This window comes from Streptomyces cucumeris (genome assembly GCF_024295805.1).
Lineage (GTDB): Bacteria > Actinomycetota > Actinomycetes > Streptomycetales > Streptomycetaceae > Streptomyces > Streptomyces cucumeris.
This window is the reverse complement of the sequence record NZ_JANCLX010000007.1, coordinates 141,214-153,595: the sequence shown is the minus strand read 5'-3', so window position 1 is coordinate 153,595 and position 12,382 is coordinate 141,214. Positions and strand designations below refer to the sequence as shown.

Sequence of the window (12,382 nt, the reverse complement as noted above, 5' to 3'; positions counted from 1 at the left end):
GTGCGACGCGGCAGGCGCATCGCCATCGACGTCGGGGACGCCCGGATCGGGGTCGCCTCGTGCGACCCCGACGGGATCCTCGCCACCCCCGTGGAGACGGTGCCGGGACGTGACATCCCGGCCGCCCACAAGCGGCTGGCGGCGATCGTCGGGGAGTACGAGCCCCTGGAGGTGGTGGTCGGCCTGCCGCGTTCGCTCAGCGGACGCGAGGGGCCGGCCGCGGCCAAGGTGCGGACCTTCGCGCGGGAGCTGGCGCGGCGGGTGCAACCGGTGTCGGTGCGGCTGGTCGACGAGCGTATGACCACTGTCACAGCGGCCCAGGGACTGCGCGCTTCCGGCGTGACGTCCAAGAAGGGCCGTTCGGTGGTTGACCAGGCAGCCGCCGTGGTGATCCTGCAGAGCGCGCTGGAGGCGGAGCGTACCTCGGGACGGCCGCCGGGAGAGGCCGTCGAAGTGGTCATCTGATCGCGATACGGTAACGTTCCGCGCGACATGGCAACCGCGAACCCGAGCACCGACTGCGGCTGCCACCACCGTCGCTAGGGGTTCGATGACTGAGTACGGCCGGGGACCCGGCTCCCAACCGTGGCATCCCGAGGACCCGTTGTACGGGGACCAGGGATGGGGACACCAGGCGGTTACCGGTCACGATCCCCACCAGGCCCCTTACGGCCAGGACCCCTACGCCCAGGACCCGTACGGGCAGGGCGCGCACGCACAGGACGGCTACGGCCAGGACCCCTACGGACAGGATCCGTACGGACACCAGCGCGATCCCCACGGATATCCGCAGGACCCCCAGCAGTACCAGCAGCAGCCGCAGCAACCGCAGTGGAACGGCCAGAACGGCGGCCATCCGCAGCAGATGCCGCAGAACTACGCGGGCGGCGGCTGGGACGGTGGCTACGGCGGCGGTCTCGATCCGCACGATCCCTACGCCCGGCCCGCCGACCCGTACGGCGGCGGCCAGGGCGCCCCCGCCCCGGGCCACTACTACGGCCAGGACGGCTACCAGCAGCAGGTTCCGCAGCAGGTCCAGCAGCAGGTCCAGCAGCAGGTCCCGCAGTCCGCGCCGCAGACCCAGGCCATGCCGCAGACGCAGGAGGCGCCGCAGACGCAGGAGATGCCGCAGGTGCCCCAGGATCCGGCGGCGCCGGATCCGGCCGCCGGGGAGCCGGGTCGGCGCGGGCGCCCGGAGGAGGATCACCCCTTCTTCCAGGACGGCAAGGGCAGCCGTGGCCGGATCCCGTCGGACGATGACGATGACGGGGACGACGATGTCGGCGCCGCGCCCGGTGAACGCCGCGGTAAGAAGGGCGGATCGGGAAAACCCGCCAAACGCCGCAGTGGCGTCGCCTGCCTGTTCGTCACCGTCGCCCTGGTGGGCGTGGTCGGGGGCGGCGGCTACTTCGCCTATGACTTCTGGCAGAGCCGGTTCGGTCCGGCGCCGGACTACTCCGGTGCGGGCGGCGGCTCGGTCACCGTCGAGATCCCCGAGGGCTCCGGCGGCGCCACGATCGGCGACATCCTCACCAACAAGGGCGTGGTGAAGAGCAGCCGAGCCTTCGTGAAGGCCGTGGAGGACAGCGGCAAGGTCATACAACCGGGCACCTACACCCTGAACAAGGAGATGTCGGGTGCCGCCGCGGTCAAGATGATGTCCGACCCGACGAGCCAGAACGCCCTGATGGTCACCGAGGGCATGCGCAACGCCACGGTCTACGCGGCCATCGACAAGAAGATCGGCCTGAAGCCGGGCACCACCGCGGGCATCGCCAAGAAGGAGGCCGAGAACCTGGGCCTGCCGTCCTGGGCCGATGACAACGCCAAGATCAAGGACCCGCTGGAAGGGTTCCTCTACCCGTCGCGCTACAGCGTCGGCGAGGACGCCAAGCCCAAGGACGTCCTGCGCAAGATGGTCGCCCTGGCCCGGCAGAACTACGCCAAGCAGGACCTGGAGGGCAAGGCCGATGAACTCGGCCTGAAGTCGCCGCTCCAGCTGATCACCGTCGCCAGTCTGGTCCAGGCGGAGGGCGTCACCCACAGCGACTTCCGCAAGATGTCCGAGGTGGTCTACAACCGGCTGAAGCCGGGCAACACCGAGACCAATGGCAAGCTGGAGTTCGACTCCACGTACAACTACATCAAGAACCAGAGCAAGATCGACATCTCTCTCAGCGAGATCAAGAAGTACAACAATCCGTACAACACGTACTTCTATGCCGGTCTGACCCCCGGTCCGATCGGCAACCCGGGCCAGGACGCGCTCAAGGCGGCGATGAACCCGACCGACGACGGCTGGTACTACTTCATCTCGCTCGACGGCAAGACGAGCCAGTTCTCGAAGACCTACGCCGAACACCAGAAGTGGGTCGACAAGTTCAACCGGCAGCGCAAGAACGACGGCTGAGGAAAGATGTCGGAAAACCGCAGGGCCGCGGTGCTCGGTTCGCCCATCGCCCACTCCCTGTCACCGGTACTGCACCGGGCCGCCTACCGTGAACTCGGCCTGGACGGCTGGGTCTACGACCGCTTCGAGGTGGACGAGGCCGCACTGCCCGGCTTCCTCGCGCGGCTCGGCGAGGACGGCGGCCCCGCCTGGGCAGGGCTCTCGCTGACCATGCCGCTCAAGCGCGCCGTCATCCCGCTGCTGGACCGGGTCAGCGAGACCGCGGCATCGGTGGAGGCCGTCAACACGGTGGTCTTCACCGGCGACGGCCACCGCGTCGGGGACAACACCGACATCCCGGGAATGGCCGCCGCCCTGCGCGAGCGCGGGGTGGAGCGGGTCGAGCGCGCCGCCGTGCTGGGCGCCGGGGCCACCGCCTCCTCCGCCCTTGCCGCGCTCGCCCTGATCTGCGACGGCGAGGTCACCGCATACGTCCGCAGCCAGGCACGGGCGGCTGAGATGCGGCAGTGGGGCGAGCGGCTGGGTGTGGCGGTGCGCACGGCGGACTGGTCCGACGCGGCCACCGCCTTCGACGCCCCGCTGGTGATCGCCACCACCCCCGCGGGTACCACCGACGCGCTGGCCGGATCCGTCCCGGACCGGCCCGGCGCGCTCTTCGACGTGCTCTACGACCCCTGGCCGACCCCGCTGGCCGCGGCCTGGTCGGCGCACGGCGGCGCGGTCGTCGGGGGCCTGGACCTGCTGGTGCACCAGGCGGTTCTGCAGGTCGAGCAGATGACCGGCCGGGCGCCCGCGCCGCTGGCCGCGATGCGCGCGGCGGGCGAGGCCGCGCTCGCGGCGCGCGGCCGCTGACCGACCCGCCCACCCGCTGACATCCGGACGATACGGTCCGCCAGCTGGACCGGAGCCCCGGCGGCCCTCGCGGACGTGGGAGGATCGTAGGTGGCGGGCCGGGGCCGGTGCCCCCAGCCACCGCTGGGAGGTGTGCCCAGGCCGCGCCGTACGACGTCGAGGCGCGAAGCATGAGGGAGCACCGTTGAGCAGGTTGCGTTGGCTGACCGCGGGGGAGTCGCACGGCCCCGCACTCGTGGCGACGCTGGAGGGGCTGCCCGCCGGTGTACCGATCACCACCGAGATGGTGGCGGACGCCCTGGCGCGGCGGCGGCTCGGCTACGGCCGCGGTGCCCGGATGAAGTTCGAGCGGGACGAGGTCACCTTCCTCGGCGGCGTACGCCACGGTCTGACCCTCGGCTCACCGGTCGCCGTCATGGTCGGCAACACCGAGTGGCCGAAGTGGGAACAGGTCATGGCCGCCGACCCGGTGGACGAGGAGATCCTGGCGGGACTGGCCCGTAACGCGCCGCTCACCCGCCCCCGCCCCGGCCACGCCGACCTGGCCGGAATGCAGAAGTACGGCTTCGACGAGGCCCGGCCGATCCTGGAGCGCGCCAGCGCCCGGGAGACCGCCGCCCGGGTCGCCCTCGGCACCGTCGCCCGCTCCTACCTCAAGGAGACGGCCGGGATCGAGATCGTCTCCCATGTGGTGGAGCTCGCCGCGGCCAAGGCCCCCTACGGCGTCTACCCCCGGCCGTCCGATGTCGAGCAGCTCGACGCCGATCCGGTGCGCTGTCTGGACTCCGCCGCGAGCAAGGCGATGGTGGCCGAGATCGACCAGGCCCACAAGGACGGCGACACCCTCGGCGGTGTCGTCGAGGTGCTGGCCTACGGCGTGCCGGTGGGCCTCGGCTCGCATGTGCACTGGGACCGGCGGCTGGACGCCCGGCTGGCGGCGGCCCTCATGGGCATCCAGGCCATCAAGGGCGTCGAGGTCGGCGACGGTTTCGACCTCGCCCGGGTGCCCGGCTCCAAGGCGCATGACGAGATCCTGCCGTCCGAGGACGGCGTCAAGCGCGCCTCCGGCCGCTCCGGCGGTACCGAGGGCGGGCTGACCACCGGCGAGCTGCTGCGCGTGCGCGCCGCGATGAAGCCGATCGCGACCGTGCCGCGCGCGCTGGCCACCATCGACGTCACCACCGGTGAGCCCACCACCGCCCATCACCAGCGCTCCGACGTATGCGCCGTCCCGGCGGCGGGGATCGTCGCCGAGGCGATGGTCGCGCTGGTGCTCGCCGACGCGGTCGCGGAGAAGTTCGGCGGCGACTCGGTCCCCGAGACCCGCCGCAACGTGCGGAGCTTCCTCGAGAACCTGGCCATCCGGTGAGCGCCCCGGGCGGGCCGGGCGGACCTGCGGTGGTCCTGGTCGGGCCGATGGGTGTGGGCAAGACGACCGTCGGACGGGTGCTCGCGGACCGGCTGGGCACCACCTTCCGTGACACCGACGCCGATATCGTCGCGACCTCGGGCAAGGAGATCGCGGAGATCTTCATCGACGAGGGCGAGCCGCACTTCCGTGAGCTGGAGCGGCAGGCGGTGCGCACCGCGGTCGCCGGGCACACCGGTGTGCTCGCCCTGGGCGGCGGTGCCGTGATGGACGAGGGCACCCGTGGCCTGCTGTCCGGGCTCCCGGTGGTCTTCCTGGAGATGGGCGTCGCCGAGGCCGTGCGGCGCACCGGTCTGGACGCCCCGCGTCCGCTCCTCGCCGTCAATCCCCGGCAGCGCTGGCGCGAGCTGATGGAACAGCGCCGCCCCCTGTACACCGAGGTCGCCCGTGCCGTGGTGGCGACCGAGGGCCGCACCCCCGAAGACGTCGCCGACGCCGTCCTGGACGCACTGGAGCTGAAGCAGGCATGACCACCGACACCCCCACGCGCATCCAGGTCGCCGGTACGGCGGGGACCGAGCCGTACGAGGTCCTGGTCGGGCGGCAGCTCCTCGGGGAGCTCCCCGGGCTGATCGGCACACCCGCCAAGCGCGTCGCCGTCCTGCACCCCGAGGCGCTGGCCGAGACCGGTGAGGCGGTCCGCCAGGACCTCGCGGACCAGGGCTACGAGTCCATCGCCATCCAGCTCCCGAACGCGGAGGAGGCCAAGACCGCCGAGGTCGCCGCCTACTGCTGGAAGGCGCTCGGCCAGACCGGCTTCACCCGCACCGACGTGATCATCGGGGTCGGCGGCGGCGCCACCACCGACATCGCGGGCTTCGTGGCCGCCACCTGGCTGCGCGGAGTGCGCTGGATCGCCGTGCCGACCACCGTGCTGGGCATGGTGGACGCCGCGGTCGGCGGCAAGACCGGGATCAACACGGCCGAGGGCAAGAACCTCGTCGGCGCCTTCCACCCCCCGGCCGGGGTGCTGTGCGACCTCGCCGCGCTGGACTCGCTGCCGGTCAACGACTTCGTCAGCGGACTGGCCGAGATCATCAAGGCGGGCTTCATCGCCGACCCGGGGATCCTGGAGCTCATCGAACAGGACCCGGCGGCGGCCCGCACCCCCACCGGTCCGCACACCGCCGAGCTGATCGAGCGCTCCATCCGGGTCAAGGCCGAGGTCGTCTCCGGTGACCTCAAGGAGTCCGGCCGGCGCGAGATCCTCAACTACGGGCACACCCTCGCGCACGCCATCGAGAAGAACGAGCGCTACAACTGGCGGCACGGTGCTGCGGTCTCCGTCGGCATGGTCTTCGCGGCTGAACTCGGCCGTCTCGCGGGCCGGTTGGACGATGCCACCGCCGACCGGCACCGCGCCGTGCTGGAGTCCGTGGGGCTGCCGCTGACCTACCGCGGTGACCAGTGGCCCCGGCTGCTGGAGACCATGAAGGTCGACAAGAAGTCCCGCGGTGACCTGCTGCGCTTCATCGTGCTCGACGGGCTGGCCAAGCCCTCGGTCCTGGAGGGCCCGGACCCGGCCGTGCTGCTCGCGGCGTACGGGGAGATCTCGGCCTGAGCCGGGCCGCCGGGCGGGTGTGGACCACCACCGCCTCGCCCCGCGGCGGACACGGCCACCGGAGCCCGCGGCACCGCCGCGGGCTCCGGCGATTTCCGTCCCGGAAGTCCGCGGCCACGGCCTCCCGGAGAGGAATCGCCTGGCAGACGCGGTGTACCGGGCACGCAACAGGTTTGTCCGCCGTTCACACAGCGGCCGTCGGGCCAGGTACCGTTCGGTAGGAGCGGCCTCACCGCCGCCTCGCTACGCGACAGTTGCCGGACTTGCCTGTACGAGACGGAGTGCCACCGGATGCAGCACGCAGTGGGAGCTCCGCTGCCACCGCCCCACGGACCGGGGCAGGGGCCCGGACCGCGGGACGGAGGCTGGGCCCAGGGCGCGGGCCACCACCCGGGCCCGCACCCGAACCCTCCCGTTCCGCCGGTGCCCCCGGCGCCCGCCCATCCGGGCCCGCCCGCACACCAGGTCCCGCCGCCGCAGCCCCCCGTCCACCAGGGCCCGCCCCCGCAGATACCGCCGCCGGTCCCGCAGGCGGCGGCCCCCTCCGTGGCGCCGCCGTCCGCCGAGACCGGGGGTGTCACCGGCCATGTCCAGCTGCCGCCCGGCGGTCCGGTGCCGCTGCCGCACCCCTCGCACGACCAGACGATGCCCGATGCCTCGCAGACCGCGGTGGCGGTGCTGCTGATCGGCCCGGCCGGAGCGGGCAAGACGACGGTCGCCCGCCACTGGGCCGACCGCCGGCGGGTGCCCACCGCCCACATCAGCCTGGACGACGTCCGCGAATGGGTGCGCTCCGGATTCGCCAATCCGCAGTCGGGGTGGAACGAGAACTCCGAGGCGCAGTACCGGCTGGCCCGCCGCACCTGCGGCTTCGCCGCCCGTAACTTCCTGGCCAACGGCATCTCCTGCATCCTCGACGACGCGGTCTTCCCGGACCGCCCGGTCGTCGGGCTCGGCGGCTGGAAGCGCCATGTCGGCCCCGGTCTGTTGCCCGTGGTGGTGCTGCCCGGTCTGGAGATCGTGCTGGAGCGGAACGCGGAGCGCAGCGGCAACCGCCGCCTCAGCGACGACGAAGTGGCCCGGATCCACGGCCGGATGGCCGGCTGGTACGGCTCCGGGCTGCCGATCATCGACAACTCCACCCATGACGTGGAGACCACCGCGCGGATGCTGGACGAGGTCGTCGCCCGGTCCATCGCGAGCCCGCCCACCTGGTAGCCCGCGCGGCGCTCCGGCGGGCGCCGCCCATACGGCCCCGCTCGACCGGCCGCGGCGCGCGACCCTGCGTACGCTCGGGGTCATGTCCGAGGTGTACGCCGTGCGCCGTGCCCGTCTGCGCGACCAGTGCGCCACGGCCGGGAACGGCGCCGCGCTGGTCTCCCGGCCGGCCAATGTGCGCTATCTGTGCGGTGTCGCGCCGCCCGGAGCCGTGCTGCTCCTGGGCCCGGCCCAGGATGTGCTGGTGGCGGCCGAGACCCCGGCGGCCCCGGGCTGGGGGGTGGGGAACCCCTCGCATCCGGAGGATCTGCGGCTGCTGATGCTGCCCGGAGCCGACGGCGACCCGGCCGCGGCCGCCGCCGATCTGGCCGCGGCCGACGGCGCCGAGTCACTGGCGGTGGAGGAGCACGATCTGACCGTCGCCCGGCACCGGGCGCTCGGCTGCGCGGCTCCCAAGCTGCTGCTGGCCGATCTCGGCCGGGCGGTGGAACAGCTACGGCTGATCAAGGACGACGAGGAGATCTCCCGGCTGCGGATCGCCGGGGAGCTGGCCGATCAGGCCCTCGGTGAGCTGCTGGAATCGATCCTGGTGGGCCGGACCGAGCGCCATCTGGCGCTGGAGCTGGAGCGCCGGCTGGTGGATCACGGCGCGGACGGACCGGCCTTCCCCACCGTGGTGGCCGCCGGGCCGAACGCCGGACGGGCCGGGCATCTGCCCACCGACCGGCGGGTCGAGGAGGGGGATTTCCTCAGCATCTGCCTGGGTGCGGACTACCGCGGCTACCGCTGTCAGGTGGGACGGACGTTCGTCATCGGCCCCTCGCCCGCGGACTGGCAGGTCGAGCTCTACGACCTCGTCTTCGCCGCTCAGCGGGCTGGACGGGAGGCTCTGGTGCCGGGTACGGCCTACCGGGACGTGGACCGGGTGACCCGCCAGGTGCTGGACGCGGCGGGCTACGGAGACGGGCTGGAACCCCGTACCGGACACGGTGTGGGCCTGGAAATCGACGAGGACCCTCGGCTCGCGCCGTCGGCCATGGGTAAACTGGACGCTTGTGTGCCGGTCACCGTCGAGCCGGGGGTCCACCTCCCGGGCCGGGGCGGTGTCCGGATCGACGACACGCTCGTCGTCCGCCCCGAGGCGGACGGCGGACCCGAGCTACTCACCATCACGACCAAAGAGCTGCTCGCGCTCTAGCCTCGGCTCCGGCTGACGAACGGCGCGCCGCATCTTTCTGGTCTCCATCAGCTGCAGTCCAGGAGATCCCGCAACCGTGGCATCCACGAACGACCTCAAGAACGGCATGGTGCTCAAGCTCGAAGGCGGCCAGCTCTGGTCCGTCGTCGAGTTCCAGCACGTCAAGCCCGGCAAGGGCCCTGCTTTCGTGCGCACCAAGCTCAAGAACGTGCTGTCCGGCAAGGTGGTCGACAAGACCTTCAACGCCGGCGTGAAGGTCGAGACGGCCAATGTCGACAAGCGTGGCATGCAGTTCTCGTACAAGGACGGCGAGAGCTTCGTGTTCATGGACATGGACACGTTCGACCAGATCTACATCACCCCCGAGGTGGTCGGTGACAACGCCAACTACCTGCTCGAGGGGTTCGAAGCGGTCGTCGCGATGTACGAGGGCAACCCGCTCTACGTCGAGCTGCCCGCGGCCGTCGAGCTCGTGATCGAGTACACCGAGCCGGGCGTCCAGGGTGACCGCTCCACCGGTGGCACCAAGCCGGCGAAGCTGGAGACCGGCTACGAGATCGGTGTGCCGCTGTTCATCACCACCGGTGAGAAGATCAAGGTTGACACCCGTTCCGGTGAGTACCTCGGTCGGGTGAACAACTAACCGTGGCTGCCCGCAACAAGGCCCGTAAGCGTGCCTTTCAGATTCTCTTCGAGGCCGACCAGCGTGGCAGCTCCGTGCAGACCGTCCTCGCGGACTGGATACGGCACGCCCGGACCGACGACCGGCAGCCTCCGGTCAGCGAGTACACGATGCAGCTCGTCGAGGGGTACGCGCAGTACACCGCGCGGATCGACGAGCTGATCGCCACCTATGCGGTGGGCTGGACGCTGGACCGGATGCCGGTCGTCGACCGGAACATCCTGCGGCTCGGCGCGTATGAGCTGGTGTGGGAGGACGAGACGCCGGACGCGGTGGTGATCGACGAGGCGGTGCAGCTCGCCAAGGAGTTCTCCACCGATGACTCGCCCGCGTTCGTCAACGGTCTGCTGGGCCGCTTCAAGGAGCTGAAGCCGAGCCTGCGCCGCGACCTCGAGCACCCGGCGTGACGCACTGGCGCTGAGGCGCCGCATACGCCGCCTCCGGGCGGCGTGACCGATACAGAGCCGCCGGGGGGGGGGGGGGGGGGGGGGGGGGGGGGCCCCCCCCCCCCCCCGCCCGGGGGGGGGGGGGGGGGGCGGGCGGGGCCCCCCCCCCCCCCCGGGCGCCACGTTTCTGCTGTTTTCTGCTGCTTGGGGTGGGTTAGTCGGCCCCAAGCCGTCCGACGGCGTCTGAGGTGGCTCAGACGTCCTCGTGCTGGACGGCCCGTCGGGCGTCGGCGCCCAGCACACCCCAGCTGATCAGCTGCTCGGTCAGCACGGAGGGCGACTGGTCGTAGATAACGGCGAGGGTGCGCAGATCGTCCTGGCGGATCGAGAGCACCTTGCCGTTGTAATCACCGCGCTGGCTCTGGATCGTCGCGGCGTACCGCTGGAGCGGGCCCGCCTTCTCGACCGGCACATGGGCCAGCCGCTCCAGGTCCAGTACCAGCTTCGGCGGCGGCTCGGCGGCGCCGGCCGGGCTTGTGCCCGGAAGCAGCTCCTGAACCGGGACGCCGTAGAAGTCGGCCAGTTCGGCGAGACGCTGTACGGTCACGGCGCGGTCGCCGCGCTCATACGATCCCACCACCACGGCCTTCCAACGGCCCTGGGACTTCTCCTCGACACCGTGGAGGGAGAGGCCCTGCTGGGTGCGGATGGCGCGGAGCTTGGCCCCGAGCTGTTTGGCGTATTCGCTGGACATAAAGCTCCCCGGACGAAGACTGGTAACTCACTGTGAGGTTACGCAGCGTAATCTCGGTTCGTCAAGCCGAACGAGGCGGAGGGGCTCCCGCCAGGGGTGATGGCGGGTGACTCGCTCACGCCTGCTAATGTGATTGGCGCAAATCCGACGTCCTTTAAGGTCCGTCCCGTGAGGCGGAGAAGGAGGTCCGTTTCGTATGGACGCACACACCTCGAGTCCCGCGCGCTCGGTGCTGGAAGCACCCGACATCGCGCGAGTCCTCACCCGCATCGCCCACGAGATCGTCGAGCGCGCCAAGGGCGCCGACGACGTGGTGCTCCTGGGAATCCCCACCCGCGGTGTCCATCTCGCCCGGCGGCTGGCCGCCCGGCTGGAGGAGATCACCGACCGGGCGCCCGGTGAGGTCCCCGTCGGCTCGCTCGACATCACCATGTACCGCGACGACCTGCGGCTGCGCCCGGCCCGCGCGCTCGCCCGCACCGAGATCCCCGGCGACGGCATCGACGGACGCCTGGTGGTCCTCGTCGACGACGTGCTCTTCTCCGGCCGCACCATCCGCGCCGCGCTCGACGCCCTGGGTGACATCGGGCGCCCCCGCGCGGTCCAGCTGGCGGTCCTGGTCGACCGGGGCCACCGGGAACTGCCGATCCGCGCCGACTACGTCGGCAAGAACCTCCCGACGTCGCTGCGGGAGACGGTCAAGGTCCAGCTGACCGAGGAGGACGGCCGCGACAGCGTCCTCCTCGGCCTGCGCGAGACCGCCCCCGCGGACGGGCAGTAGCGCCCGCCGAGGCGGCGGCACGGCACCCGGCGATCCCGGGCACCGGCCGTCGTCACGCCCCGGTGCCGCCCCCGCGCCACCGGGCCAGCGCACGCCCGCCCGTACGCCCGCACACCTCCTTCACCCACGGAGCATCCGGATGAAGCGCCACCTCATCTCGGCCGCCGACCTCTCGCGCGATGACGCCGTCCTGATCCTGGACACCGCCGAGGAACTGGCCCGGCTCGCCGACCGGCCGATCAAGAAGCTGCCCACACTGCGCGGCCGTACCGTCGTCAACCTCTTCTTCGAGGACTCCACCCGCACCCGCATCTCCTTCGAGGCGGCCGCCAAGCGGCTCTCCGCCGATGTCATCAACTTCTCCGCCAAGGGCTCCTCGGTCTCCAAGGGCGAGTCCCTGAAGGACACCGCGCTCACCCTGGAGGCAATGGGCGCCGACGCGGTGGTCATCCGCCACCACTCCTCCGGCGCCCCGCACCGGCTGGCCACCTCCGGCTGGATCGGCGGCTCGGTCGTCAACGCCGGTGACGGCACCCATGAGCACCCCACCCAGGCGCTGCTGGACGCCTTCACCATGCGCCGCCATCTGACCTCCGGCACCGGCCAGGACCTCGCGGGCCGCCGGATCACCATCGTCGGCGACATCCTGCACAGCCGGGTGGCCCGCTCCAACGTCCACCTGCTGGCCACCCTGGGCGCCGAGGTCACCCTCGTGGCCCCGCCGACCCTGGTCCCCTTCGGTGTCGAGAGCTGGCCCTGTGAGGTCTCCTACGACCTGGACGCGGTGGTGGGCAAGTCCGACGCCGTGATGATGCTGCGCGTCCAGCGCGAGCGCATGAACGCCGCCTTCTTCCCCACCGAGCGGGAGTACGCGCGCCGCTACGGCCTGGACGGCGACCGGATGGCCCGGATGCCCGAGCACGCCATCGTCATGCACCCCGGCCCGATGAACCGCGGGATGGAGATCACCGCCGAGGTCGCCGACTCCGACCGCTGCACCGCCGTGGAGCAGGTCACCAACGGCGTCTCCATCCGCATGGCCGTTCTGTATCTGCTGCTCGGCGGGAACGAGTCCGCCGTCGCCGCCGCCCGCACCGAGGAGAGCAAGTAA

13 protein-coding genes are annotated in these 12,382 nt (G+C 71.7%); 12 read left to right on the top strand and 1 reads right to left on the bottom strand.

The genetic code is table 11. The annotated features are described in order from the left end of the window. From ruvX to nusB, 10 genes are all read left to right on the top strand, one after another. Positions 1-465, top strand: coding sequence for a Holliday junction resolvase RuvX (ruvX, locus tag NMK44_RS13170; protein WP_254742083.1), 465 nt, complete (start codon positions 1-3; stop codon positions 463-465). A gap of 85 nt (positions 466-550) precedes the next feature. Further along, entirely contained in the window at positions 551-2,410 is a 1,860-nt protein-coding gene (gene mltG, locus NMK44_RS13165) for an endolytic transglycosylase MltG (protein WP_254742080.1), read from the top strand. Between the two features lie 6 nt (positions 2,411-2,416). Further along, positions 2,417-3,262 carry a shikimate dehydrogenase gene (locus NMK44_RS13160; RefSeq protein WP_254742077.1) on the top strand — a complete coding sequence of 282 codons (846 nt, stop codon included), beginning with the start codon at positions 2,417-2,419 and terminating at the stop codon, positions 3,260-3,262. Between the two features lie 184 nt (positions 3,263-3,446). Beyond that, a complete protein-coding gene (aroC, locus tag NMK44_RS13155; RefSeq protein ID WP_254742075.1) occupies positions 3,447-4,631 on the top strand; it encodes a chorismate synthase in 1,185 nt (394 codons plus the stop codon). Between the two features lie 47 nt (positions 4,632-4,678). Next, positions 4,679-5,161 carry a shikimate kinase gene (locus NMK44_RS13150; RefSeq protein WP_302888170.1) on the top strand — a complete coding sequence of 161 codons (483 nt, stop codon included), beginning with the start codon at positions 4,679-4,681 and terminating at the stop codon, positions 5,159-5,161. Continuing rightward, positions 5,158-6,252 (top strand): 3-dehydroquinate synthase, encoded by a 1,095-nt coding sequence (gene aroB, locus NMK44_RS13145; RefSeq protein WP_254742069.1) that lies wholly within the window; start codon positions 5,158-5,160, stop codon positions 6,250-6,252. The genes NMK44_RS13150 and aroB overlap by 4 nt, the downstream gene beginning before the upstream one ends. 291 nt (positions 6,253-6,543) lie before the next feature. Continuing rightward, on the top strand, positions 6,544-7,470 hold the full coding sequence (locus NMK44_RS13140) for a Pro-rich N-terminal domain-containing protein (protein ID WP_254742067.1): 927 nt from the start codon (positions 6,544-6,546) through the stop codon (positions 7,468-7,470). Positions 7,471-7,552: 82 nt separating this feature from the next. Then, positions 7,553-8,668: an aminopeptidase P family protein gene (locus NMK44_RS13135; protein WP_254742065.1), complete on the top strand. Its 1,116-nt coding sequence runs from the start codon at positions 7,553-7,555 to the stop codon at positions 8,666-8,668. Between the two features lie 76 nt (positions 8,669-8,744). After that, entirely contained in the window at positions 8,745-9,311 is a 567-nt protein-coding gene (gene efp, locus NMK44_RS13130) for an elongation factor P (RefSeq protein WP_254742063.1), read from the top strand. A gap of 2 nt (positions 9,312-9,313) precedes the next feature. Next, entirely contained in the window at positions 9,314-9,757 is a 444-nt protein-coding gene (gene nusB / locus NMK44_RS13125) for a transcription antitermination factor NusB (protein ID WP_254742060.1), read from the top strand. A gap of 232 nt (positions 9,758-9,989) precedes the next feature. Here nusB and bldD read toward each other — a convergent pair whose 3' ends face one another. Continuing rightward, positions 9,990-10,490, bottom strand: coding sequence for a transcriptional regulator BldD (bldD, locus tag NMK44_RS13120; RefSeq protein ID WP_014056259.1), 501 nt, complete (start codon positions 10,488-10,490; stop codon positions 9,990-9,992). Positions 10,491-10,686: 196 nt separating this feature from the next. Here bldD and pyrR point away from each other — a divergent pair, with 196 nt between their 5' ends. Both pyrR and NMK44_RS13110 read left to right on the top strand, forming a co-directional pair. Then, a complete protein-coding gene (gene pyrR, locus NMK44_RS13115) occupies positions 10,687-11,271 on the top strand; it encodes a bifunctional pyr operon transcriptional regulator/uracil phosphoribosyltransferase PyrR (protein WP_254742057.1) in 585 nt (194 codons plus the stop codon). Positions 11,272-11,410: 139 nt separating this feature from the next. Then, positions 11,411-12,382 (top strand): aspartate carbamoyltransferase catalytic subunit, encoded by a 972-nt coding sequence (locus NMK44_RS13110; RefSeq protein ID WP_254742054.1) that lies wholly within the window; start codon positions 11,411-11,413, stop codon positions 12,380-12,382.